Origin of the sequence: Kitasatospora sp. NPDC005751 (assembly GCF_040630835.1) — a bacterium.
Lineage (GTDB): Bacteria > Actinomycetota > Actinomycetes > Streptomycetales > Streptomycetaceae > Kitasatospora.
Map to the genome: position 1 here is coordinate 1 of NZ_JBEXYC010000057.1, position 24,946 is coordinate 24,946.

At 76.0% G+C, this 24,946-nt stretch carries 22 protein-coding genes; 16 read left to right on the top strand and 6 right to left on the bottom strand.

The features are described 5' to 3' along the window. Positions 1-140: 140 nt before the first annotated feature. On the top strand, positions 141-1,088 hold the full coding sequence (locus tag ABZ497_RS30780; protein WP_359809908.1) for a DUF389 domain-containing protein: 948 nt from the start codon (positions 141-143) through the stop codon (positions 1,086-1,088). A 48-nt stretch (positions 1,089-1,136) separates the two neighbouring features. Here ABZ497_RS30780 and ABZ497_RS30785 read toward each other — a convergent pair whose 3' ends face one another. From ABZ497_RS30785 to ABZ497_RS30795, 3 genes are all read right to left on the bottom strand, one after another. Continuing rightward, entirely contained in the window at positions 1,137-2,330 is a 1,194-nt protein-coding gene (locus ABZ497_RS30785; protein ID WP_359809959.1) for an MBL fold metallo-hydrolase, read from the bottom strand. A 286-nt stretch (positions 2,331-2,616) separates the two neighbouring features. Continuing rightward, on the bottom strand, positions 2,617-3,069 hold the full coding sequence (locus ABZ497_RS30790; RefSeq protein WP_329490640.1) for a MaoC family dehydratase: 453 nt from the start codon (positions 3,067-3,069) through the stop codon (positions 2,617-2,619). A gap of 158 nt (positions 3,070-3,227) precedes the next feature. Beyond that, positions 3,228-3,659: a pyridoxamine 5'-phosphate oxidase family protein gene (locus ABZ497_RS30795; protein WP_359809909.1), complete on the bottom strand. Its 432-nt coding sequence runs from the start codon at positions 3,657-3,659 to the stop codon at positions 3,228-3,230. A 259-nt stretch (positions 3,660-3,918) separates the two neighbouring features. On the opposite strand from ABZ497_RS30795, the gene ABZ497_RS30800 reads away from it, so the two are divergent. From ABZ497_RS30800 to ABZ497_RS30870, 15 genes are all read left to right on the top strand, one after another. After that, complete coding sequence (locus tag ABZ497_RS30800; RefSeq protein WP_359809911.1) at positions 3,919-4,770, top strand: hypothetical protein; 852 nt, start codon at positions 3,919-3,921, stop codon at positions 4,768-4,770. 282 nt (positions 4,771-5,052) lie between these two features. Further along, a complete protein-coding gene (locus tag ABZ497_RS30805; protein ID WP_329490643.1) occupies positions 5,053-5,532 on the top strand; it encodes a hypothetical protein in 480 nt (159 codons plus the stop codon). Between the two features lie 71 nt (positions 5,533-5,603). Next, positions 5,604-6,467: a hypothetical protein gene (locus ABZ497_RS30810; RefSeq protein WP_359809913.1), complete on the top strand. Its 864-nt coding sequence runs from the start codon at positions 5,604-5,606 to the stop codon at positions 6,465-6,467. A 146-nt stretch (positions 6,468-6,613) separates the two neighbouring features. Then, positions 6,614-7,345: an SAF domain-containing protein gene (locus ABZ497_RS30815; protein ID WP_359809915.1), complete on the top strand. Its 732-nt coding sequence runs from the start codon at positions 6,614-6,616 to the stop codon at positions 7,343-7,345. Between the two features lies 1 nt (position 7,346). Beyond that, on the top strand, positions 7,347-8,654 hold the full coding sequence (locus tag ABZ497_RS30820; RefSeq protein WP_359809917.1) for a hypothetical protein: 1,308 nt from the start codon (positions 7,347-7,349) through the stop codon (positions 8,652-8,654). Beyond that, positions 8,644-10,254, top strand: a complete 1,611-nt coding sequence (locus tag ABZ497_RS30825; protein ID WP_359809918.1) for an ATPase, T2SS/T4P/T4SS family — start codon at positions 8,644-8,646, stop codon at positions 10,252-10,254. Before ABZ497_RS30820 ends, ABZ497_RS30825 begins: the two co-directional genes overlap by 11 nt. Next, on the top strand, positions 10,251-11,240 hold the full coding sequence (locus ABZ497_RS30830) for a type II secretion system F family protein (protein ID WP_359809920.1): 990 nt from the start codon (positions 10,251-10,253) through the stop codon (positions 11,238-11,240). The genes ABZ497_RS30825 and ABZ497_RS30830 overlap by 4 nt, the downstream gene beginning before the upstream one ends. Beyond that, complete coding sequence (locus tag ABZ497_RS30835; protein ID WP_329490649.1) at positions 11,237-12,115, top strand: hypothetical protein; 879 nt, start codon at positions 11,237-11,239, stop codon at positions 12,113-12,115. Before ABZ497_RS30830 ends, ABZ497_RS30835 begins: the two co-directional genes overlap by 4 nt. A gap of 57 nt (positions 12,116-12,172) precedes the next feature. Beyond that, positions 12,173-12,457, top strand: a complete 285-nt coding sequence (locus tag ABZ497_RS30840) for a hypothetical protein (protein WP_329490650.1) — start codon at positions 12,173-12,175, stop codon at positions 12,455-12,457. Further along, a complete protein-coding gene (locus ABZ497_RS30845; protein ID WP_359809923.1) occupies positions 12,454-12,867 on the top strand; it encodes a TadE/TadG family type IV pilus assembly protein in 414 nt (137 codons plus the stop codon). Before ABZ497_RS30840 ends, ABZ497_RS30845 begins: the two co-directional genes overlap by 4 nt. Positions 12,868-12,923: 56 nt before the next feature. After that, positions 12,924-13,370 (top strand): TadE/TadG family type IV pilus assembly protein, encoded by a 447-nt coding sequence (locus ABZ497_RS30850; RefSeq protein WP_329490652.1) that lies wholly within the window; start codon positions 12,924-12,926, stop codon positions 13,368-13,370. Between the two features lie 280 nt (positions 13,371-13,650). Further along, positions 13,651-14,034 carry a hypothetical protein gene (locus ABZ497_RS30855; RefSeq protein ID WP_359809925.1) on the top strand — a complete coding sequence of 128 codons (384 nt, stop codon included), beginning with the start codon at positions 13,651-13,653 and terminating at the stop codon, positions 14,032-14,034. Next, a complete protein-coding gene (locus ABZ497_RS30860; RefSeq protein WP_359809927.1) occupies positions 14,034-17,915 on the top strand; it encodes a BTAD domain-containing putative transcriptional regulator in 3,882 nt (1,293 codons plus the stop codon). Before ABZ497_RS30855 ends, ABZ497_RS30860 begins: the two co-directional genes overlap by 1 nt. 162 nt (positions 17,916-18,077) lie before the next feature. Beyond that, positions 18,078-18,512: a VOC family protein gene (locus ABZ497_RS30865; RefSeq protein WP_329490655.1), complete on the top strand. Its 435-nt coding sequence runs from the start codon at positions 18,078-18,080 to the stop codon at positions 18,510-18,512. A 499-nt stretch (positions 18,513-19,011) separates the two neighbouring features. After that, entirely contained in the window at positions 19,012-21,180 is a 2,169-nt protein-coding gene (locus ABZ497_RS30870; RefSeq protein WP_359809929.1) for a hypothetical protein, read from the top strand. Positions 21,181-21,292: 112 nt separating this feature from the next. Here ABZ497_RS30870 and ABZ497_RS30875 read toward each other — a convergent pair whose 3' ends face one another. The 3 genes from ABZ497_RS30875 to ABZ497_RS30885 form a co-directional block, all read right to left on the bottom strand. Continuing rightward, positions 21,293-22,654, bottom strand: a complete 1,362-nt coding sequence (locus ABZ497_RS30875; RefSeq protein ID WP_359809931.1) for a S53 family peptidase — start codon at positions 22,652-22,654, stop codon at positions 21,293-21,295. 196 nt (positions 22,655-22,850) lie between these two features. Further along, positions 22,851-23,609 (bottom strand): 3-oxoacyl-ACP reductase FabG, encoded by a 759-nt coding sequence (gene fabG, locus ABZ497_RS30880; protein WP_329490658.1) that lies wholly within the window; start codon positions 23,607-23,609, stop codon positions 22,851-22,853. A gap of 113 nt (positions 23,610-23,722) precedes the next feature. Next, the gene (locus ABZ497_RS30885; protein ID WP_359809933.1) at positions 23,723-24,910 is read right to left on the bottom strand and encodes a thiolase family protein; all 1,188 of its coding nucleotides are present in this window, start codon (positions 24,908-24,910) and stop codon (positions 23,723-23,725) included. Positions 24,911-24,946 lie beyond the last annotated feature (36 nt).

Genomic DNA, 24,946 nt, shown 5'->3' on the forward strand with positions numbered 1-24,946 from the left:
CACCAGGTATGACAAGACAGCCAAGTCCTACCAAGCAGCCGTCACCCTCGCCGCACTCCTTATGTGGGCGTGACCCCTTTGACGACATGTCCTAGGGTGAGCCGGTCCGTTCCTCGCCGAGACCACTGCCCGGAGCCCCCGTGCTGCACCTGCGCCTGATCGTCCCCCACGACCTGCGGAAGGCCGTCCTCGACAGCCTGGACGGCTTCGTCGGCGTGACCCATGTGGTGGTCCTGCCGGATGCCGCCGTCCGGCCCGCAGGGGACGTGGTGCTCTGCGACGTGGCGCGCGAGTCGGCGGACGAGGTGCTTGGGGCGCTGCGGGAGACCGGGCTCTCCGAGCGCGGGGCGATCAGCGCCGAGGAGGTCGCGCTGACCCTCTCGGCCGCCGCCGACGAGGCCGAGCGGCTCGCGCCGGGAGAGGGGGCGGACGCGCTGGTCTGGGAGGCGGTCTCCGAGATCACCCACGAGGAGTCCACCCTCACCGCCGTCTACCTGGCCTTCCTCACCGTCGCGACCATGCTGGCCGCGTGCGGGGCCGTGCTGGACAGCGCGATCCTAGTGGTCGGCGCGATGGCCGTCGGGCCGGAGTTCGGGCCGCTGGCCGGGTTCTGCGTCGCGCTGGTCCAGCGGCGGGCCCGGCCCGCCCTGCGGTCGCTGAACGCGCTGGTGGCCGGCTTCGCGGTCGCGATGGCGCTGACCGTCCTGTTCTCCCTGCTGATGGACGCCCTCGGGCTGTTCAGCCAGGCGGCTTTCGACGGAGCGCGGCCGAACACCTCGTTCATCTGGCAGCCGGACGCGACCTCCTTCGTGGTCGCCCTGCTCGCGGGGGTCGCCGGTCTGCTCTCGCTGACCTCGGCGAAGGCCGGGATGCTGGTCGGCGTGGCGATCTCGGTGACCACCGTACCGGCGGCCGCCAACGCGGCGGTCGCGCTCGGCTACGGCGACCTGAACCAGTTCTGGGGCTCCAGCTGGCAGCTGCTGGTGAACATGCTGGGCATCGTGGTGGCGGGGGTGCTGACGCTGCTGGTGCAGCAGGGTGCCTGGCGGGTGATCCGCCGCCGGGCGAAGCAGGAGGCGGCGAGCTGACGGCGGCAGCTGACGGCGCGGCGGGCTGACGGCACGCCGGGCCGCGGCTCAGACGGGTACGCCGTCGTCCTCCGCGGCGCCCTGGGGGCGGACCGGGGGGTGGCCCGCCGCCCCGGCCAGGCCGTCCGGGACGAGCAGTTCGCGGTCGTCGCGGGGCAGCGCCGCGACCGCCCGCCACCAGAGCCGCGGGGCGGGCGGGTCCGCCGGCTCGAAGGGTTTGCCGGGGCGCGGCACCGCCAGCCGGGCACCGAGCGCCTGGGCGGCGGCGACCACCCGTTCGGCGGGCTCCTCCCAGGGGTGCGGCGCCAGGTTGAAGGTGCACCAGTGGATCGGCAGCAGCAGCTCGCCGCCGAGGTCGAGATGGGCCCGGACGCCCTCCTCGGGCGTCATGTGCACCTCGGGCCAGAAGTCGCTGTACGCGCCGACCTGCATCATCGTCGCGTCGAAGGGCCCGAACCGGCGGCCGATCTCGGCGAACCCGGGGAAGTAGCCGGTGTCACCGCTGTGGAAGAGTCGGTGCCCGCCGCCGGACACCACCCAGGACGCCCAGAGGAACAGCGCGCTGGTGCGCGGGCCGCGGCTGCAGTAGTGCCGGGCCGGGGTGGCGGTCAGCGTCAGGCCCGCCACCTCGGCCGACTCCCACCAGTCCAGCTCGACGATCCGGTCGGCCGGCACGCCCCAGTGCTCCAGGTGCGCGCCGACCCCGAGCGGGACGGCGAAGACCGCGCCGGTGGCGGACAGCGCGCGGACGGCGGCCATCTCCAGGTGGTCGTAGTGGTCGTGGGAGACCACCACGACGTCCACCGGGCCGAGTTCGGCGAGCGGCAGCGGGACGGGGTGCAGCCGCTTGGGACCGGTCCAGCCGAACGGTGAGCAGCGCTCGCCCCAAACCGGGTCGAAGAGCACCCGGCGGCCGCCGATCTCGGCCAGCACGGTGGCGTGGCCGAGCCAGCTGAGCCGCAGTCCGGACGCGGGGGGCCGGGCCAGGTCGACCGGGAGCAGCCGGTGCAGCGGCACGGCGGCGGTCGGCACCCGGCGGGTCTTGTCGGCGGTGAGCTGGGCGCGGGTGATCTCCAGCGGGCTGCGCTCGTACACCAGTCGGCGGGTCGGCAGCGGGTTGCGGAACGCGCCGTCCGCGAACTGCGGGGAGCGGTGGATCCGGGCCAGCCGCTCGCCCCGCGGGTCGGCCCCGAAGGCGTCCGTCCGGACCCGCTGCCAGGCCGCGCGGGGGAGTCCGGCCAGGCCCGGGGCCGTCGTGGTCGCTGAGGGGACGGAGAACTGCGAGGCCAGAGCGGCGACGCGGGAGAACCACGGGACGGGGCGGGGCACGGCACCTCCAAGGGCGGCTGCGGCTACCGGGCATGCCGGGGCGCGTACCCACGGCGGTGAGACCGAAGCGGTACGACGACCATCTCGTCGGAGGTTACTCGCAGTGGGCGGTCCGGACCCGGTGGACGGCCCCACGCGTGCCGTTCGGCGTACGCCGGGCCGAACGGCACGCGCGGGAGGCCCGGCCCGGCCCCCGGGCTCAGGCGTAGAAGCGGGTGATCGTCTCGGCGACGCAGTGCGGCTTCTCGCTCTCCGCGCTGGTGATGGTGAACCGGACGACCGCCTGGACGCCGCCGGGCACCTCGGTCGCGGAGACCAGCTCGGCGGTGGCCCGCAGCGCGGTGCCGACCGGCACCGGAGCCGGGAAGCGCACCTTCTCGGAGCCGTAGTTCAGCGCCATCCGGACGCCCTCCACGCTGTAGCACTCCTTGGCCAGCACCGGGATCATCGAGAGCGTGAGGTACCCGTGCGCGATGGTCGAGCCGAACCGGCTCTCCTTCGCCCGCTCCGGGTCGACGTGGATCCACTGGTGGTCGCCGGTGGCCTGGGCGAACAGGTCGATCCGCTCCTGCTCGACGGTGTGCCACCGGCTGGTGCCGAGTTCGGTGCCGACGGCGGCGGTCAGGTCGGCGAGGGAGGCGAAGGTCGTCACGGTGCGCTCCTGGTGGCAGGCGGAGGTGGGGGAACTCCGGGAGAGTATGCCTACTCGCCGGTCACCTGTCAGGGGGCAGTCCACGGCGGGCGCTCCGCCGTCCACGGCGGGCCGGTCACCGGTCCGGCGAGCTTCGGGCCGGTCGGACGAGCACACCCCTAGGACCGCTGCACCGTGCGGCCGGCGGGCAGCAGTCGGCGGCCGCCCACGAGCTCCGGCATCAGTGCGACGAACATCGGGTCGGGATCGCCGACCCAGGGACGCAGCCCGCTGCGCAGTGCCCGGCGGACCAGCTCCGGGTCGCGCACCACGTCCGCCCGGCCGTGCACCAGGACGCTCCAGCCGGTCCGGGTGACCGCGTCCAGCCGGTCGGCCTGGAAGGCGACGACGGTGCCGTCCAGCCCGCGCGCGGTGGTGCTGCTCCGGCGCACCGCCAGCAGCAGCCGCCCGTCCGGCGTGACGTCGAAGGAGACCGGCAGCACGGCCGGCAGCGCGTGCTCGGTGTACACCACGCGTCCGACGGGCACGGTGCTGAGCAGCCGAAGGCACTCGGCCTCGCACAGGGTCTCCACCCGGTCGTCACGGTCCATGGGTCCGATCGTGCCCCCGCCGGTGTGCGGCCGATAGGGCCCATGGTCCCGGAGCGGCCGGGCCGGGAGCCCCGTCGCCGCGGCCCGGGGCGGTAGCTTGTCCGGCGGCGGGTGGAACGTGCCGCCGGCACGGGCGGCACCCGGCGACCGGGGCCGGGCGGGCCCGGCGGCGCACGCAGGACAGGGCAGGACAGGGGCCGCGGCGGTACACGGGCGCGGCGGGCGGTCCCGGGTTCCCGGGGCCGGCGAGGAGGGGGCGGTGCGGGTGGTCAGTGGGGTCGACCTTGTGGTGATCGGGGCGGACGGCGGGCCGGACCGCGGCTTCGGCGGTTCGGCGCTCGCGGCGGACGGCGCCCGGCTGCTCGCCGACGTGCTGCCCGGGATGTGCTTCGACGCCGGATCGGCGGGCTGCCGGGTGGCCGTGGTGGAGCCGGGCGCGGACGCCAACACCATGCTCACGACGGTGCGGGAGGCGGCCGCGCGGCCGGGCCGGTGGCTGCTGGTCTGCCTGGTCGGCCAGTTGGTGGCGGATCCGCGCGGCCGGCGGCTGGCCCTGGTCACCGGCGGCAGCACCGCCGACAACGCGTACCGGCGCGGGCTCGCCTGGGACTGGGTGGTCAGCGCGATGGTCCACGGCGACCAGGAGGAGGCGCTGCTGCTGGTCGACGCCGTCGTGGACCGGGACACCTGGTCGGCCCTCGAACGCGGTGGCGGCGAGGACGGCGTCGGCGAGCTGCTCAGCTACTCGCGGGTCCCGCTCTGGGGCCGGATCGGCCGCTACACCCCCGGAAGACGCGGGCGGGATGCCGTACTGCCGGGCGGCGAGGGGTCGTTCAGCCGGGCCCTGACCGGGGTGCTCCGGCAGGGGCTCCCCGGAGCACCGGCCGCCGTCGCCCCGCTCGACCTCCAGCCGGCCGTCGCCGGTCTGCTCGACGGCCGTGATCCGGCCGGTGCGCCGGGCGCGCGCCTGCTCGTACCGCCGCCGGGCGGGCGCCTCCTGATGCGCAATCGGGCCGCGGTGCGGGGCGCATTGGCCGGATTGTCGCTTTCCGAAGAACTGTTGGCCGTCCTGTGGCGTGAAAGTGCCCCGACGGATCCACCTTCCACGTAAGGTCAGGTGGCCCGGGGTGTTGCCGTGAAGGGGTGGCTTGGCGAAGAATCGATGCTCTCGCGGCAACACCGGCGGGGCAGCGGAATTCTTCTGGCGACCACAGACCACGGACGGGGTCGGTCGCGACGAGGTGGGGCGATGCGGCGGCGCGGAAATGTATTGCGCCCTGGGGCGGTTGGGGTCGCTGGGCTGGTTTTGGCGATGCTTCTGACCGCCTGTGGGAGTGGTGGTGGCGCCGGTTCCGTCGATCGTCTCGGGACGGCTGCGCCCAGTGTTGCGGGAGTGAACCCGGTAACTCCTTCGGGTGGTTCGGCAAACGTCGGGATCGCGCCGACCGAAGGGCCCGAAGGCGCGGCGGGGCGCCTGGCGCTGAGCACCTATCAGGACTGGTGGCAGACCCAGGCGGCGGACTTCGCCCGGGCCGATTCGGACGGCTCCCAGTTGGAGACGTACTCGTCCGGGAAGGCACTGGCCGACGCCCTCGTCAATCTCCGTCAGCTCCATGACGCCAAACTGGTGATGATCGGCGCCCCGCGGAATTCACCCGTGGTGAAGAGCGTCGATCTGAAGGCGGACCCGCAGGCCGCCGTCATCGAGGACTGCCTCGATGTGACCGACTGGCACCAGGCCGATGCGACCACCCGCGCGGTAAAGGATCCACCGCGGCGGCTCACCCGGTACATCGCGACCGTTTCCCTGCGACAGTTCCAGACGCGCTGGCTGATCTACGAGTTCAAGCGGGAGGTGGACCGAACATGCTGAAACCGGTACGGCGATTCGTGATCCGCACGCTGTTGGTCGCGGGATTGCTGTTATCCCCGGCCGCGCCTGCGATGGCGGACGAACCACCGATCGGCGGGGACGTCACGCACTGCGCCGTCAACGTCATCTGCGAGGGCGGCACCATCCCCGGCGGCACGCCCTCCCCGGGGGGCGGCGGGACGGGCGGCGGGAGCACCGGCGGCCCGCAGATCTGCCGCTGGAACGGCCAGGACTGGCCCTGCCACGACCCGGAGCTGGGCTGGTTCAGCGGCTCGACCGGCTGCTACTACCGCGAGGTCTCCCCGCAGCCGCCGGCCGGCTCCGAGGCCTGGGAGGGGCACCAGCCCTCCGAGGGCACGGTCTACGCGGTGACCTGCCGCTTCACCGACGGCGGCATCGGCGCGCCCGCGCCCAAGTTCTTCGCCCAGGCGCCCGCCGGGCCGCCGCCGCTCAATCCGGTGGCGGAGGCGCGCAGGATCATGGACACCATCGTCCTGCCGTTCCCCGAGCCGGGTGTGGCGCCCAAGGACACGGCCGTGGTCGGGGTGCCGGTCTGGCTCTGGCTGGAGAACGCCAAGGCGCCGGCGGCGAAGTCGGTGAGCGGCGGCGGGATCACGGTCACCGTCACGCCGCGGCTGGACTCGGTGGTCTGGGACCTCGGGGACGGCCGGAAGGAGACCTGTGACAAGCCGGGCGCCGCGGCCGGCACGCCCTACGAGGCCAAGTACGGCGCCGCCAAGTCGCCCACCTGCGGCCACGAGTTCACCACCGGCTCGGGCGGCAAGCCGCGCGGCACCTTCGTCGGGAGCATCCAGGCCAACTGGGTCGGCGTGGTGACCGTCACCGGCAGCACCCAGAAGGTCGATCCGATCAAGGTCCCGCTCACCTTCGCTCCGCTGGAGCTGCGGGTGGGCGAGGTGCAGGTCCTCAACTGACGCGGGTGCGGCGGGGGCGACCCCCGCCGCACCGGCGCGCACGCAGCAATGTCCGAACGACGTGGGAAGGCCGGAACCCGGTGGAGAACCGTACATTTGCGACGCCCGGGGCCAGTGCGGCCGGGGCCGCGGCGGTGTCCGTGGCGGTGCCGGAGCAGGGGCGCGGGGCGCCGCACGCCCCCGGGCGGACCCTGCGGGCACGACGCCGGCGGCCGGCCGTGCTGGCGATGGCGGTGGCGCTGATAGCCGCCGGCGGGCTGGGCGGCGCGGTGCTCTACAACAGCACCGGCCAGCGGGTCGCCGTCCTGGCACTGGCCCGTGACGTGCCGTTCGGACAGGTGGTGACCGACGCGGACCTGGTGGTCGCGCGGATCGCGACCGATCCGGCGCTGAAACCGCTGGCGGCCGCGGAACGCGGCAAGGCGGTCGGGATGCGGGCCAGCACCGACCTCAGGCGCGGCGCGCTGCTGCTGACGGCGGACCTCGCGCAGCCCCTGACCGTCCAGCCGGGCCAGCTGCTGGTCGGCGTGTCGGCCAAGCGCACCCAGCTGCCGGCGGCCCGGCTGACCCCCGGCGTGTCGGTCGTCGTCGTCTACACGCCCGACAGCGGCCGGCCGGACTCGCTGTCCGCGCTCGTCGTCACGGTCGGCCGGGTGGACACCGACGGCAGCCAGGTGGTGGACGTGGCGGTGGCGGCGGCCGACGCGCCCCGGCTGGCCTCCTGGGTCGCCAGCGGGCGGATCCAGGTGGTGCTGGCGCCGCGCGGCGCGGCCGCGCCGTCCGGGGCGCCCTCGGGGGCGCCTTCGGGCACGGGCGCGCCGACGGCCTCCGCCGCGCCGTCCGGCTCCGCGACGCCCTCCGGGGCGGGTGGGGGCTGAGATGGCGGTGATCGCGGTGGTGGGCGGCCCGGGAGCTCCGGGCGCGACCACGACGGCCCTGGCGCTGCTGCTGGCCTGGCCGCTTCCGCCGGGGCGCCGGATCGTCCTGGTGGAGTGCGACCCGGACGGCGGAGCCGTGCTGGCCGGCGCCCTGGAGGGCCGGGTCGAGGCGGTCTACGGGCTGCGCAACCTGGCGGTCGCGGACCGGCGCGGCCTGCTCGCCCAGACGCTCTGGGAGCAGCTGATCGACCTCTCGCCCGAGGGCAACGCCGAACGGCTGCTGCTGCCCGGCCTGACCGATCCGACCCAGGCACCCGGGCTCGCCTACACCTGGGAGCCGCTGATGGAGGTGCTGCACGGGCTGGAACCGCAGGGCTACGACGTCATCCTGGACCTCGGGCGCTCCGGCGCCACCGGGACCAGCGCCGTGCTGGCCCGCCGGGCGGACGTGGTCGCGGTGACCGTGCGGACCACCCTGCGCGGGCTGAGCGCGGCCCGGCCGCGGCTGTCCGCGCTCGCCGAGGACCTCACGGCCGCCGGCACCGGGGCCGACGCGCTCGGGCTGCTGCTGGTCACCGAGGGCCCCTACTCCGGCGCGGAGGTCTCGCGCGAGTACGGCCTTCCGGTGCTCGGACTGCTGCCGTACGCGGCCCGCACCGCGCGGGTGCTCTCGGACGGCGGGGACATCACCGACCGGCGGTTCATCCGCTCGGAGCTGATGCGGACCGCCCGGTCGGCGGCCGACGAAGTGCAGCGACTGGTGCGCCGCCGCAGGCAGCGGCTGGCGCCCTCGGCGGCGCCCGCCCAGGTCGGTCCGGCGCCCGTGCCGGACGGGGAGGGCGCGGCCCCCGGGTACCCGTCGGCGCCCCAGCCGTACGGGCCGGTGCCGCAGGCTCCGGTCATCACCACCGGTCCGGTGGCCCCGCTCGCCGGGCTGGCGCCGCAGCCGGCCGCGCCCGCGCCGTTTCCGGCGCACGTCCAGCCGCCGCAGCAGGGGCCGTCGCCGCGGTCCGACGCCCCGGGGGCCCACGGCGGGGCTGAGCAGTACGGCCAGCAGCCGTACGGCGGGGCGGAGCAGTACGGCCAGGCGCCCTACGGGCAGCCGCAGTTCGGCGCGGCCGAGCCGTACGGGCAGCAGCCGTACGGGCAGGCCTCGTACGGGCCCCAGTCGTCGCCGCAGCCGCAGCCTCAACCGCAGTCGCAGCCTCAACCACCGCAGCCCCAGACGCTGTTGGCCCAGGGGCCGCGGCACCCGTCCGCCGGTCCGCAGTCCCACGTCAGCTACGGGGAGGTGCTCCGTGCGCGGTAGCCCCCTGCACCAGCGTCCGGCGGCCGACCCGGCCGCACTGCCCTGGACGGCTCCCCAGCCGGAGCCCCCGTCGGCGCCCCGGCCCGGCCACGTCCCCCCCGGCCCGGTCGGGCCGGCCGCCGCGCCGTACCCGGACGGGTACCAGGCCGGTGCGACCCCGACCGCCGTGCCCGCCCCGCTGCCCGCGCTCGACCTGCGCGGCGCCGGCACCCGGCCGGCCGTCGACCCGCAGGTGGCGCGCGAGCTGAAGCGCCAGGTGGCGGCCGAACTGCACCAGCAGATCGCCCGGTTGACCGCGACCTCCGGCGTCGAACCGGACCGCGCCACCCGCCGCCAGCGCGGGCGGGCCCTGATCGAGGAGGCGGTCGCCCGCTGGTCCGACGCCTACGCGCAGACCCACGGCATCCCGCCGACCCGCGAGCAGGACCGCTCGCTCGCCGAAGCCGTCTTCGACCTGCTGTTCCGGGCCGGGCGGCTCCAGCCCTACCTCGACGACCCGGACATCGAGAACATCCTGATCAACGGCTGCGACGACGTCTGGGTCTCCCGGGTCCACCAACCCCTGCGCCAGGTGCCGCCGGTGGCCGACAGCGACGCCGAGCTGATCGAACTGCTCCAGGACCTCGCCCGCCAGCACGGCGGCGGCGAGCGCAGCCTCTCCACCTCCAGCCCGACCCTCGCGCTCCGGCTGGAGGGCGGGATGCGCCTCCAGGCGCTCACCGAGGTGACCCCGCGCCCGTACGTGGCGATCCGCCGCCACCGGGTGGCCTCGGCGACGCTGTCCGAGATGGTCCAACTCGGCACCCTGGACACCACCCTGGCCGCCTTCCTGGCCGCGGCGATCCGGGCCCGGAAGAACGTGATGATCACCGGCACCCAGGGCGTCGGCAAGACCAGCCTGCTGCGCGCGATGGCCGCCGAGATCCCGCCGGACGAGCGGATCGGCACCCTGGAGTCGGAGTTCGAGCTCTGGCTGCACACCCTCGGCCATCTGCGCCAGGTCGTCCCGATGGAGGCCCGGGAGGGCAACGGCGAGCGCGTCGAGGGCCGGCTGGCGGGCGAGTTGAGCATCGGCGACCTCATCCCCGCCGCGCTGCGGATGACGCTCTCCCGGATCATCGTCGGCGAGGTCCGCTCCGGCGAGGTCGTCCCGATGCTGCGCGTCATGACCAACGGCGAGGGCGGCTCGATGTGCACCCTGCACGCCCGCGGCCCGCACATGGTCGTCGACCGCATCGCCGAACTCTGCCTGGAGTACGGCTCGCACATGACCGACACGCTCGCCTACCGGCTCACCGCCAACGCGGTGGACCTCATCGTGCACGTCGCGATGGTCGACGAGACGGCCGTCGGCGGCCGCCGCCACCGCTTCGTCTCGCACGTCCTGGAGGTGGCCGGCCTCGGCGAGAGCGGCCGGCCCGCGCTGAACACCGTGTTCGGCCCGCGTCCCGAGCTCGGTGAGCCCCGCGCCGTCCCGCACACCCCGCCGAACTGCCTGGACGATCTGCGCCGGGCCGGTTTCGACGCCGCGCTGCTCGGCTCCCGTTACGGGAGCTGGGGCCAGCCGCTGCAACTGCGGATCGGCGGTGGGGCGCGATGACCCTGCTCTTCGTCCTCTGCGGCCTGCTGGTCACGGCCGGCCTGGTGACCCTGGTGTTCTGGGCGCTCGGCAGCGAGGAGACCGGCGACCCGGACGAGGACGGCCGGAGCCCGCTGGCCTCCCGGGGCCACGTCCTCTGGTACGGCGCGCCCGGCACCGCCTCCGCCCGGACGGCGCGGCTGCGCCGGATCCAGTTGCCGGTCGCGCTCGTCGCCGCGCCGCTGGGCTGGCTCTTCACCGGCATCCCGCTCACCGCGCTGCTGGTGCCGCTGGCCGTGTTCGGCCTGCCCTGGCTCTTCGACACCACCCGCTCGGACACCCACCGCATCGAACGGCTGGAGGCGCTCTCCGAGTGGACCCAGCGCATCGCCGACGTGCTGCTGCTCGGCGTCGGCCTCAACCAGGCCATCGTCACCAGCCGCCGCACCGCGCCCGCCGCCCTGGAGCAGGAGGTCGGCGAGCTGGCCGCCCGGCTGCAGGCCCGCTGGCGGCCGGAGGAGGCGCTGCGCGCCTTCGCCGACAGCCTCGCGGACGCCACCGCCGACAAGGTGCTCGCCGCCCTGCTGCTGCGCGCCGGGGACAGCGGCCCCGGCCTGGCCCGGGCGCTCTCGGACATGGCCGAGTCGGTCCGCGAGGAGGTCCGTCAGCGCCGCACGATCGAGGCCGACCGGGCCAAGCACCGCACCACCATCCGCTGGCTGGTCGGGATCATCGTGCTGGTCGTCGTGATCGGCTCGTTCAACACCGACTACACCCGGCCCTACAGCACCGCGCTGGGCCAGATCGTGCTCGCGGTGGTCGCCGCGCTCTTCGTGGCGATCATCGCCTGGATGCGCGCGCTCGCCGCGCACCCGCCGGTGCCGCGTCTGCTGGAGCCCGAACGGCGCGGCCGCGGCGGGGGCCGGCGGCGCGCCGCCGAGGCGTCGGCCGAAGGCGAGCCGCAGGAGACCGGGGACGACCGGCGACTCCTCGGGGAGGTCCGGTGATCTCCCCCTGGTCCGTGCTGGCCGGCGCGGTCGCGGCCGGCGGCGTCGCCCTGCTGATCTCCGAACTCCGGCCCGCGCCGCCCGACCTGAGCCAGGCCCTGGACCGGCTGCACCGCACGCCCGCCGACCGGGCGCCGGACCCGGACGAGCGGCCGCGCTGGTTCGACCGGATCGGCGAGCGCTCGATCGGGCTGCGCGGGGTGCGCGTCCCGCAGCGCGAGCTGTCGCTGATCGGCCGGGCCCCGGCCCGGTTCATGGCGCACAAGCTGCTGTTCGCCGTGATCGGCCTCGTGCTGCCGGCCTACCTGTCGGCGATGGCGGTGCTGCTGGACATGGGCCTGCCGTTCGCGCTGCCGCTGCTGGTCGGGCCGTTGCTCGGCGGGCTGCTCTGGTTCGTCCCGGACGCCATCGTGCGCGGCGAGGCCAAGGAGGCGCGGACGGAGTACCTGCACGGCATCGCCGCCTACCTGGAGCTGGTCGCGCTGGAGCGGGCCGCCGACCTCGGGCCCGCCGAGGCGCTGCGCCGGGCCGCCGCGGTCGGCCGCGGCCCCGTCTTCCGCCGGATCCGGGACGCCCTGGACCGCGCCGCGACCGACCGGCTGCCGCCCTGGGCGGGACTGGACGCGCTCGCCGCCGAACTCGGGCTGACGCCGTTGCAGGACGTCGCCGACATCATGCGGCTCTCCGGTACCGACGGCGCCGCCGTGTACGACACCCTGCGTGCCCGGGCCAAGGGCCTGCGGGGCGAGTTGCTCGCCGAGGACCTCGCGCGGGCCAACGCCGACAGCGAACGGATGGTCGCGCCCGGGGCGGCGCTGACCCTGCTGATGACCGCCCTGATCGTCTTCCCCGCGCTCCACCAGATGCTCGCCTGACACCGTGCTGGTGCCGGTGAGCGCCTGTCACCACACCCAACCCCCGGGAGTCCTCCGATGTCCGACCAGCTCAAATCCCTGGCAGGCCGACTGATCCGGCCCACCCTGCTGCCCGTGCAGTTCGCCCTGCTGCTCTTCCAGTTCCGGGTCGGCCGGCTGAAGGCCGCCCGGGCGCGCGGCGACCGCGGCGCGATCAGCATCGAACTCGCGCTCGCCATCATCGCGCTGGTGTTCGTCGCCGGAGCGGTCGCGGTGGCGCTGTACGCGTTGAAGGACAAGGTCGTGAAGAAGGTCGAGCAGGACCCGAACCTGCCCGGCGGGGGCGGTGCGGCCACCCCGTGAGGCACCGACCCCGTCGCCGTCGCGACCGCGGAGCGATAAGCCTGAGCCTGGCCATCGTCTTCCCGGTCGTCCTGCTGCTCGTGCTGCTCGTCGTCCAGGGCTCGATCTGGTGGTACAACCGCCAACTCGCGCTCACCGCCGCCCGGGAGGGCGTGGACGCCGGCCGCGTACAGGGGAACCGGAGCGACGAGGTGAAGGACACCGCGGCCAGGCGGCAGGCCGAGGACTTCCTGCGACGGCAGGACGGCCCCGGCTACCGGGTGCGGACCGACGGGAGTACGCCGGAGCTGATCCGGGTCACGGTGGAGCTCACGCCACCGGTCCTGATCCCCGGCATCACCCCGCCGACCATCACGCAGCACGCCGAGGCGCCGCGCGAGCGCTTCGTCCCGCCGGCGGCCGCGCCGTGAGGCGGGCCCCGCGCCCGGCCCGACCCCCGTGGCCCGTCCGGTGGGGGCGCGGGCTCGTGAGCCTGCGCCCGGCCCGGTCGGCGCGCGGGCGGGACCGCGGCGGGGTGGCGATCGAGGCCGCGATCGTCGCCCCCGGCGTCGTCGCGCTGGTGCTGGTCGCCATCGCCGCCGGGCGGGTGCAGACCGCGGCCGGCACGGTGGAGGCGGCCGCCCGCTCGGCGGCCCGGACGGCCTCGCTGGCGCGCAGCGTGGACGGAATGGACGAACTGGTCCGGAAGACCGCCGCCGAGACCCTGCGGCAGCAGGGCGTCAGCTGCCGGGACAGCGACACCGCGGTCAAGCACGGCGAGCTGACCAGCCACGGGGTGACGCTGGCGACGGTCGAGGTGACGGTCCGGTGCGACGTGGGTCTGAGCGACCTCCTGGCCGGGCCGGGCATGCCCGGGACGAAACGGCTGGTGGGCCGGTTCGTCTCGGTGGTCGACCACTACCGGGCCGGGTGAGCCGGCCGATGGCGGTGGGGCGGACGGCCGGTGCCGACGAGGGCTCCGGGCGGGGATTGGGGACGGCCCGCGCGGGGGAGACGCAAGCGGAGAGCTCCCGGGGGACGGCAGGACGAGGCGGAGCGGTCCCCGGTGGGACCGCCAGGGAGACGAAGGTGCGGGAGGGGGCGTGACGGTGCGCAGACCCGGGGGGGAACGGTGGGGCGGCCAGGCCGTCCGACGGCGGACCGGAGGCCGGCGCGGCCGGGACCGGTCGGACCGCGGCGCGATCGCGATCTTCGTGGCGATCTGTGCGGCGTTCCTGGTCCTGGTCATCGCGCTCGTCGTGGACGCCGGCGGCCGGCTGCGCGTCGCCGAGCGCACCGACGGCTACGCCCAGGAGGCCGCCCGGGTGGGCGGCCAGCAGCTCGACGAGGCCGCCGTGCTCCGGGGCGAGGGGTACAAGGTCAAGCAGGACTACGTCAAGGACGCCGCCAACAGCTACCTCGCCCTGTACCACCTCGCCGTCCACGACGTGGCGTTCTCGGACGACGGTTCGTCCGTGACCGTCACGGTGCAGGCCGACTACAGGCCGGCCCTGTTGGGCGAGCTCGGCAAACAGAAGGTCACGGGCAAGGGCAGTGCCACCCTCGTCCACGGAGTCGAGAAAGCGGAGACCGACTGATGGTCGCGCCACGTGCCAAGGACCAAGCCCGCGCCGGACGCCCGGCCCGGGGCGTGCCCGCCGCGGCGGGAGCCCGCCACCGGCCGGCACCGCTGCCACCGCGCCGAGGGCGGGGCGGCGCGCTGCTCGGCGCCCTCGCCGCGCTGGTCACCCTGCTCGTCCTGCTGGTCGGCGTACCCGCGCTGCTGGTGTACGGCACCGGGGCGGTCGCCGCGATGGGCGAGGTCGCGCCGGACGGCGTCGGACAGCTGCTGACCAGTCCCGACGACGGGCGGCTCTTCCTCTGGCTGCTCGTCGTGGTCGGCTGGCTGGGCTGGGCCTGCTTCGCGCTCTCCGTCCTGCTGGAGGTCCCGGCCCAGCTGCGCGGGCGGATCGCCCGGCGGATCCCGGCCTTCGGCTGGAGCCAGCGGATGGCGGCCGGCCTGGTCGGCTCGGTGATCGCGCTGCTGCCGGTGGCCGGTTCGGCCTTCGCCGCGGTGCCCGACCGGGCGCCGGCCGTCGCGCAGATCCAGCCGGCGGCCGGTGTGCAGCGGGCCGCGCTGCCCGCGGCCCAGGCCGCGCCCGCGCTCGCCCCCGCCGCCGACCAGCAGCCCACCTACACCGTCCGGGACAGCCGGCCGGCCGACAGCCTCTGGTCCATCGCCGAGCGCCAGCTGGGCTCGGGGGAGCGGTGGGTGGAGATCGCCAAGCTCAACGACGGCCGGGCGATGGGGGATTCGGGTCTGCGCTTCGACGCCGAGCGGCCCATCCAGCCCGGTTGGGAGCTGCTGATGCCCGGCGACGCCAAGGCCGACGAGGCCAAGGCGCCCGCCCCGGCGCCCGCGCCCGTGCCGCCGGCGCCGAGCGTGCCGCAGACGGGCACGGACGGGAGCGCCGGGAGCGGCCGCGGCACCGTCACGGTGGCGGCCGGTGACAGCCTGTCGGCCATCGCCGAGAGGGAGTTGGGGGACGCCGAGGCCTGGCCGAAGCTGTTCGAGGCCAACCAGGGCGCCCAGGCGCCGGACGGCGAACGGCTGACCGATCCGGACGTGGTCGTGCCGGGGATGGTGCTGACCCTGCCCGGTGCTCCGGCCCCGGCGCCGGCCCCGGCCCCGGCGCCGGCCCCGGCTCCCGCGCCGGCACCGGCGCCGACCCCGGCTCCAGCCCCGGCCGACCAGGCGCCCGCCCCGGCCCCGCCGGCGCCCGCCTCGCAGGCTCCGGCCCCACAGACCCCGGCCACCCCGGCGCCCTCCACCCCGGCGCCGGTGCCCGCCGACGCCCAGGCCCCGGCCGCGCACGCCGAACAGGCCCAGGGCGACGACTACACCGTCGCCCTCACCGCCTCCACCGTCGGCGTGCTGCTCGCCGCGATGATGGTCGGCACCGTCGCCCACAAGCGCGGCACGCAGCTGCGCGCCCGCCGGCCGCGCCACCGCATCGCGCTCCCGGCCGCCCCCGCCGCCGCGTTCGAGGCCGAACTGAAGGTCCGCCAGGACGACCGCGGCCTGGACCTGCTCGACCGCGCCCTGCGCACCATGGCGCGCAACACCGTGCGCGGCGGCAAGCGCCTGCCCGCCATCGTCGCCGCCCGGATCACCCCCGGCCACACGGTCGAACTGCACCTCTCCGGGCCGGCCGCCCCGATCGCGCCGTTCCGGGCCGCCCACGCCCCCAACGTCTGGTGGTGCGCGGACGACTCCGGCGAACTCCTCTCGCCCTCCCAGGCGCGCAAGACCGCCTCGCCCTACCCGGCCCTGGTCACCCTCGGCGGCGCGCCGGACGGCTCGGTCGTCCTCGCCGACCTGGAGACCGTCCGGCTGCTCCACCTCTCCGGCCACCCGGACGACGCCCGGGACGTGCTGCGCACCCTGGCCATCGAGCTGGCCCACAGCCCGCTCGCCGACCGTCTCCACCTGCACCTGGTCGACCTCGCCGAGGAGTTGCCGATCAGCGGGCCGGCCGCCGAGCGGATCCACCGGCACGCCACGCTGGAGGCGGCGCTCGGCGCGCTCGGCCCGCGCACCGCCAAAGCCCGCGCCACGCTGGTCGCCGCCGAGGCCGCCAGCCCGCGGGACGCCCGCAGCCGCGGCCTGGCCGACGAGTCGTGGGTCCCGGAGATCGTGCTCTGCGCCCAGCAGCCCGGCGGCGACGTCCCGGCCGAGCTCGGCCGCCTGCTCGACGCCCGGCCGCGGACCTGCGTCGCCGTGGTCACCCGCGCGCCCGAGCGCGGCACCGGCCCGGTCGCCCGCTGGACGCTGCCCGCCACCGGCCAGGCCACCATTCCCGGCCTGCACGTCACGGTGGAACTCCAGCGCCTCAGCGACGGGCAGTACGAGCAGGTCTCCGAGCTGCTCCGGGCCGCCGACGACACCACCCAGCACCCCGCCCCCGCCTGGACGCTCGACGGCCCCGGCATCGACCTCGAACCGGCCGAACTCCCGGCGCCCGTACCGGTACTGGCGGCGGTCGGGGCCTCGGCACCGTTCGGTGACGGTGTCCTCGGCGGGTCGCTCGGGGGCGGCTTCGACAGCGCTTCCGCCGACCGGTCCGACGGCACCGAAGCGGCCGGTCCGCGGCTGCTCGCCCGGGTGATCGGCACCGGTGCCAGCCCGTTCGCCGGCACCGACCCGGCCGCGCCCGCCGCCGGTGGACCGGGCTCCCGCTTCCTCGTCAACGGCCTCGGCCGGCAGGCGAGCAGCCCGGCCGCGTTGTCGGCGGCGCCGCCCGCGCTGCCGCCCACCCCGGCGGTCGCCGAGGAGGGCGAGGCCCCCGAGGGGGACGCCGACGACACCACCCAGAACCTCCGGCTGCCGGCCGCGGCCGAGACCCGGGCCGTCGAGGTGGTAGTCCCGGTCCAGCCGGTGCCGCCGGCGGCTCCCGGACCGGAGCCGGCCGCGGAGCCCGCGCCGGTGCCGGAGCCGGTCCCGACGCACGAACCCGCGCCGGCGCCCAGCGGCGGCGCCCCCAGGGTCCCGGGCCGCCCGGAGCCGACCCCGGAGCCGACCCCGGAGCCCGCCGCGGAGCCGGCCCCGGAGCCCGACGTCGAGCCGGAGCCCGCCCCGGTGGCGCGCACTACCCCGGTGCGCAGCGACAGCGACGACCTGCTCGCCATCCTCCGCTCCCCGGAGGCGCACGCCGTCCGCACCGCCCCGCGGATCCGGCTGCTCGGCCCGGTGGACGTGGCCGGCGCCGCCGGCACGGTCGAGCCCGCGAACCTGCCCCGGCTCACCGAGCTCGCCGCCTACCTGGCGCTGCGCTCCGGCGCCGACCACGCCGCGCTCGACCACGACCTCCACCCGGGCGCGGCCCACCTGGACACCCACCCCACCGTCGCCGACGCGAAGAGCCCGCTGCCGGGCAAACTCGCCGATCTGGCGGCCTGGTTCGGCTCCTCGGCGGAGGGCCGGGCCTTCCTGCCCACCGACACCACCGACGGCTACGCCTTCGCGCCGACCGTCACCTGCGACTGGGACGAGTTCCGCGGCCTGTACCGGCGCGGCATGCGCAGCACCAGTGCCACCGCGGACGCGGCGCTCGCCCACGCGCTCGCCCTGGTCCGGGGGGCGCCGTTCGCGGAGGCCCCGCCCGCCGCCTACGGCTGGGCCGAGGCCGAGCGGCAGGACATGATCGCGGCGATCGTCGACACCGCCCACGAACTCGCCGCCCGCCGCCTCCAGTACGGCGACCACCGCAGTGCCGAGGCCGCCGTCTTCCGCGGCCTCGCCGTCGCCCCGGACGTCGAACTCCTGCACCGCGACCTCTTCTACGCCTACGCCTCCGCCGGCGCCCGGGACCAGCTCCTGCGCGCCGTCAACCGGCTGGACGCACTGAGCCGGCGCACCGGCCGGGACCTCGACGCCGACACCGTCGCCCTGCTGCGGGACCTGCTCTCGGGGGCCTGAGTCCGCTGCTGCCCCGGCGGCACGGAACAGCCGTGCCGCTCGGGGCGGCAGTGCTGCCGGGGCGCCCGGTCCCGTGACGGCCGGTGGCCGGTGGCCGGTGGCCGGTGACGGGCGCGGGTCGGTGCGCCTGCGGGTGTCGGTGGCGGGCGGTACGGTCCTGTCATGGCAGCCAGAATCGACCTGACCCTCGATTGCGCGGACGCTCAGCTCCTCGCCGCCTTCTGGAAGACGGCGCTGGGCTACGTCGACGAGCCGCCGCCCGCCCCCTTCGCGACCAGGGCGGAGTGGCTCGCGCAGTTCGACCTGCCGGAGGACGAGTCCGAGGATGACGGGGCCTGGCTCTGCGACCCCGACGGGGTCGGCCCCCGGCTCACCCTGCTCAAGGTCCCCGAGCCCAAGACCGCGAAGAACCGGCTCCACGTCGACGTCCGGGTCCCGGGGCACGGCAGCCCCGAGGAGCGGTGGGCCCGGATCCGGGCGGAGGCCGGGCGGCTGGTGCGGGCGGGCGGGAGCGTCCTCGCGGAGTTCGACGGGCACCACGTGGTGATGGCCGACCCGGAGGGCAACGAGTTCTGCGTCGCCGCGGGCCCGGCCTGAGGCCCGCGGCTTCGCCGGGGCGGACGCCCCGTCACCGGGGCGGTCCGTTGCACGATGGGGTCGGATCACGGGGTCGGAAGGGCAGACCCGCCGACCGGCGGCGGTCCGCGTCAGAAGCGGTGGTCCTCCGGTCACCGGCCGTCAGAAGCCCCGGGGCGCAGGGCCGCCCGCGCGGCGGGCGGAGCGCCGACCGTGCCGTCCGCCCACGGCCGTTCGGGCGCGTACGTGCGTGCGGGCCCGCCCGGCGGACGCCCGGGCGCGGCGGCTGAGCAGCGGCGACGCGGCGGGCCCCGGCGGCGGGGCGGTGATCGCCCACCCGGCCTGGCTCGGGTGTGCCGGGATCTCGTAGGGTGGCGCTGACGGACGTGGTCGCAGGCGCCACGGGCAAGGGCAGCAGACGCCGCTCAGCGGCGGGGCGGGGCGGTGACCAGAGATGGCGGAGTCGACAGCTGTCCCAGGAGGCCCCGATCCCGGTGCGGACCAGGGCCCCGGGGATGCCGTGCCGCCGTGGCCGCCGCGCAATCCGTACGAGGAGCACCCGCCCGGTCCCGCGGCCCTCTACGAGCCGCCCGCGGCCGTCCCGGCCGCCGTGCAGACCGCCGCGCCGGTGTCCGTCCCGGCTCCGGCCCTGTACGAGCCGCCCGTCCCGGCCCCGGCCGCGCCGATGGCGCCGCCCACCGGCTGGACCATGACCGGGATGTCCGTCGTCGCCCCGCCGCCCGCCGCGGCGGCGCCCGCCGCACCGTCCACCGCCACCCCGCTGCCGTTCACCGTCCCGGGCGGCACCCCGGCGCACGGCACGACTCCCGCGCACGGCACGGCCCCCGCCCACGGCTTCGGCGCCGGACCGGGCGGTCTCGGGTCCGCGCCGCGCGGGCGGATCCTGGTGGTCGAGGGCGGCTACGGCAACGCCGGCCGCCGGACCTGGGGGCGCGGCGGACCCGCCCAGGCGCCCGTCCTCTCCGCGATGCTCGCCGCCGTCTCGCCCCAGGTGCTCCTCGCGGCCGACGCGGTGGACGCCGTCCACCTCCCCGGCGCCAGCGACCCGCACACCGTGCTCGCCCACCTGCGCGCCGCCGCCCGGCACCCCGGTCCGCTGCTCGTCCACCTCGGCGGCCACCTGCTCGCCGACAAGCGCGGCGGCCAACTCCACCTCACCCTGCGGGACTCGAAGTCGGGGAGCATCCGCCAGGACGGCATCGCCTGGCAGTCCGTCGCCGCCGAGCTGCGTCACCGGCCCGCCGACTGGCAGACACTCGTGATCGCCGACCTGAGCGCCGATCAGAACGCCTGGCCCTACCTCCAGGGCACCGTCTCGCCGCTCGCCGACGGCCTTCCGCTCTGGGCGGTGGTCAGCCCGGACCCGGAGCAGATCGGCACCTTCACCCGCGCGCTGATCGAGGCCCTGCACGGGGGACGCCCGGGTGCCGAGGCCGTCCTCGCGCCCGAACAGCTGCGCCAGCAGGTGTACTCGGTGCTGCGCCCGGACGTCGTCATCCTCGCCACCCACGCGCCGAACCGGCCGTTCTTCCGCAACACCGCCCGGCGGACGGACGGCGTGCTGCCGGAGGCCGTCCCGTACGAGGGCCCGCGCCCCGCCGCGCTGCTGCCCCGTCCGCCGGTCCAGCGCGACGCCGCCCCGGCCGCCCGGCCCGCCGTGACCCTCGACAAGGCCGCCACTCCGGTCTTCCCGGCACCCGGCTCGGCACCCGCACCCGGCTCGGCACCCGCGCCCGTGCCGCTGAGACCTGCCGCGGTGGCGCCGTCCGACGGACCGGTGAACCTGCTGAAGCCCGGCGTGCCGCCGACACCCCCGCTCCCGGCGCGGCCGGTCGACCTGCTGAAGGCCTATGCCTGGCGCCCGCCGGTGACGTCGGGCGTGACCCTGGGCAAGGCGCCGTCCACAGACGCGCGCCCGGCGGACGAGGCGGCCGCGCAGGCGGCACCCGTTGACGCTGCACCCGCCGACGCGGCACCCGCCGACGCGGCACCCGCCGACGCGGCACCCGCCGACGCGGCACCCGCCGACGCGGCACCCGCCGACGCGGCACCCGCCGACGCGGTGCCCGCGGACCGCGGGCCGACCGAGGTGCCGCCGGTGGACGGGCCCGCGGAGGCGCAGCCGAAGGACGCCGCGCCCGAGCCGGAGCCCGCGCCCGAGCCGGAGCCCGAGCCCGAACCGGCTCCCGCCCCCGAAGCCCCCGCCCTCGAGGCGCCCCGCCCCCGCGACGACTACCGCGAGGTGATCGGCCGCATCGTCCGCAGCGCCGACGCCGGGGACCACGCCGCCGCCACCGACCTCGCCTTCGCCCTGGAACTGGAGGCGATCGCCGAGCACGGCGCTGTCTCCGCGCCCGTGCTCCAGGTGCGGCAGGTCCGCGCACACGTCTGCCGGCTGGCCGGGAAGTCGGTCGAGGCGGCGGACATCTACCGCGAGGTGGCCCTGACGCTGCTGCGCTCCCAGGGTCCGGACTACCCGGAGACCCAGCAGGCGGCCACCAACGCCGAGGCCTGCTGGCGGGCGATCGCGGACCGCGCGGAGGCGATCCGGATCGCCCCCGAGATCATCGAGATGCGGGCCCACCTCCCGGGCCCCGACGGGCGCAAGCTGCGCGCCGCCGAACGCCACCTGGCCCAGCTCGCCGCCCCCCGCCCCGACCCCGCCTGAGCCGTCACCCGGCGTACCGCCGCACCGATGCCCCGGCACGGCGGAGCGGGCGGCCCACCCGGCCGCCCGCTCCGCCGCACCCGGCTCCAGGCTCCCGGCGCCCGGACCGGCCCTACCGGCCCGCGAGGGCGTGCACGAACCTGGCGGCGTCGATGGTGCCGAGCCCGCTGGCGAGGTCGTAGCCCTTGGCGGCCCGGTAACCCGTCACCGTGTCCCAGGAGTTGTCGCCCGCCGTCACGTCGACCAGGCCGCTCCACTGCTGCGGGAGCAGGGCGAGCCCGTAGAGCCGCCCGTTGAGCTGGCCGAGCCGGCGCCCGGCGAGCTGGTCGGCGAGCGCGACGACGCCGGAGAAGATCGGGGTCGCCTCGCTGGTGCCGCCGGTGATGTGCCAGCCCGCCGTCGCCGGGTCGTAGGACTCGTACGTCCAGGCCGCGCCGTCGACCGCCGCGCTCATGCTGAGGTCGGGCGTGCCGCGGTGGTTGCCGGTGACGCGGGCGACGCCGGCCTGGTACCAGGGGCGTGCGAAGACGGCGGAGGTCCCGCCGCCGCCCGCGCCCCAGTTGTCGTGCCAGACCTGGTCGGGGGAGGTCCGCCGGCCCGCGTCGTCCAGGCTGAGCCGGGTGCCGCCGACGGAGGTGACCAGCGGGTCGGCGGAGGGCCAGGAGTTGACCCTGCCCGGGTAGAGGTCCTCGCCGTTGGCCTGGTAGTCGGTGGCGCCGGTGTCGCCGGAGGCGGCGAGTACGGTCACGTCGTGTGCGGCGGCCTCCTGGAAGGCGTACCGCAGGCCGGTGAGCGAGCTGAAGTCGCCCTTGTCGAAGCCGGGGAAGGTGTTCTCGGTGGCGCCGAAGCTCTGCGAGATCACATCGGCGCGGCCGGACTTGATGAGGGCCTTCTCGGCGTCCATCATCTCGGGCAGCCCGGTCGTCCCCTCGGTCTCGGAGACGCCGGTCTGGACCAGGATGATGTGCGCGCCGGGGGCGACGGCGTGGGCGTACTCGACGTCGAGGGTGCTCTCGCCGGCCCAGCCGGTGTGATCGGGGTTGGTCGGGTCGAAGACCGGGACGTCGCCCCACTTGACCACCTCGACCTGGGTGTCCGGGATGCCCCACTGCTTGTCGAAGACCTCCAGGTCGTGCTGGATGGTCGGGGAGCCGAATGAGTCGACGATGACGATCGTGCGGCCCTTGCCGGTGATGCCCTCGCGGTACAGCGGGTCGAGGTTGTAGGCGGTCCGGTACTGGAGCGGGGAGTAGCAGTGGATGCCGATCTGGCTGACGCACTGGGAGGTGGGCAGGGGTGCGTCCCGGCCGACGGCGCTGAGGTGGCCCGTCGAGGCGGGGCGGACGTGGACGCCCGCGAGGCCGGCGGCGGCCGCCGGGTGGACGGCCGGGACGCCGAGCGTGCCGGCCGTCAGGGCGGTGGCCCCGACGGCGAGCAGGGCCAGGGCACGGCGGAGGGTGGCGGGGCTGCCCATGGGACTCCTTGGGACGCAGGGCCCGACCTGGACCGGTCGGGTCGGTCCGGCCATCCCATCGACAGCAGCATGATCATGCCATAGTCATTCCGTACCCGTCGGCATGCTCGCGCAGGCCACCGGAAAGGGTAAAGGCCGTCCCAGGTGAAGGTAACCCACCACCCGGGACGGCTATCTGACGAAACGTCAGAAGATCTCAGCGGGCCCCACCGTTGACGTACAGCGTCTGCCCGCTGACGTAGGAGGCGTCCTCGCTGGCGAGGAAGGCGACCACCGAGGCGATCTCCTCCGGCCGGCCGACCCGTCGCAGCGGCGTCCGGGCGGAGACCTCCGCCTGGTGGTCCTCGGCCGTCGCGCCGACCCGCTCGGCGGTGGCGGCGGTCATCGCGGTGGCGATGTAGCCGGGGGCGACGGCGTTGACGTTGATGTTGAACGGACCCAGCTCGATCGCCAGCGTGGCGGTCAGGCCCTGGATGCCCGCCTTGGCGGCGGCGTAGTTGGCCTGGCCCCGGTTGCCGAGCGCCGAGCGCGAGCTGAGCGAGACGATCTTGCCGTACTTCTGGGCGGTCATGTACTTCTGCGCCACGTGGCTGCAGTTGTAGGCGCTGGTCAGATTGACCGTCAGCACCGCGTCCCAGTCGGGCCTGGTCATCTTGAAGAAGAGGTTGTCCCGGGTGATCCCGGCGTTGTTCACCAGGATGTGCACCCCGCCGAAGTCCCCGGCGACCTCGGCGAAGACCGCCTCCACCGCGTCGTAGTCGGCCACGTCGCAGCCGTACGCCCGCGCGGTGCCGCCTTTGGCGGTGATCTCCTCGACCGTGCCGGCGGCCCGCTCGGCGGTCAGGTCGACCACCGCGACGGCGGCCCCCTCCTCGGCCAGCAGCCGCGCGGTGGCCGCGCCGATGCCCTGGGCCGCACCGGTGACGACGGCGACCTTTCCTGCGAAACGGGTCACGACAACTCCTTCGACTTCGACTTCGACTTCGGCTGCGATGGGAACTGCGACTGCGACTGCGCCTGCGACCGCGCGGTCGGCCTCGATTCGGAGGACGGGACGGCGGCCGGCGCTCAGGGGGATTCGACCAGGACGGCGGTGCCCTGGCCGACTCCGACACACATGGTGGCCAGCCCGCGCCGGGTGCCGTTGCGGCGCATCCGGTGCAGCAGGGTGGTGAGGATCCGCGCGCCGGAGCCGCCCAGCGGGTGGCCGAGCGCGATCGCCCCGCCGGTCGGGTTGACCAGCTCGGGGTCGAGGCCCAACTGGTCGACGCTGGCGAGCACCTGCGCGGCGAAGGCCTCGTTGAGCTCGGCCTCCTCCAGGTCGGCGACGGACCAGCCGACCCGGCCGAGCGCCTTGCGGGTGGCGGGCACCGGGCCGATGCCCATCACGTCCGGGTGCACCCCGGCCGAGGCGCCGGCCACGTACCGGCCGAGCGGCCGCAGGCCCAGCTCGCCCAGAACCTCCTCGCTGACCAGCACCAGGCCGGCCGCCCCGTCGTTCATCGGCGAGGCGTTGCCCGCCGTCACCGTGCCGCCCGGGCGGAAGGCCGGCTTCAGCCGGGCGAGCTTCTCCGGGCCGGTGTCCTCCCGGATGCTCTCGTCCTGGTGGACGGTCACGCCGTCCGGCCGCTCGACCGGGACCAGCTCGGCGTCGAAGTGGCCGTCCTTGCGGGCGGCGGCGGCCAGCCGGTGGCTGCGGAGCGCGAAGGCGTCCTGGCGCTCCCGGGTGATGCCGTGGCGGGCGGCGACCTCCTCGGCGGTCTCGCCCATCGAGAGCACGCCGTGCAGCTCGGCCATCCGCGGGTTGGTGAGCCGCCAGCCGAGCCGGGTGTCGAAGGTCTCGATCCGGTGCGGCAGCGCCTCGTCGGGCCGGGGGAGGACGAAGGGGGCGCGGGTCATCGACTCGCAGCCGCCGGCCAGCACCACGTCGGCCTCGCCCGAGCCGATCGCCCGGGCGGCCTGGGTGACGGCCTCCAGGCCGGAGGCGCAGAGCCGGTTGACGGTGGCGCCGGGGACGCTGTCGGGCAGGCCGGCGAGCAGCACGGCCATCCGGGCGGCGTTGCGGTTGTCCTCGCCGGCCTGGTTCGCGGCGCCCCAGTAGACGTCGTCGATCCGGGCCGGGTCGAGGGCGGGGACATCGGCGAGCAGGGCGCGCAGCACGGTGGCCGAGAGGTCGTCCGGGCGGACCGTGGCGAGCGCTCCGCGCAGCCGGCCGATGGGTGTGCGGCGGGCTGCGGCGAAGTAGACAGGACGCACGTCGTCGGGCTCCTTATCCGGTGGGGTTGTCCGGTG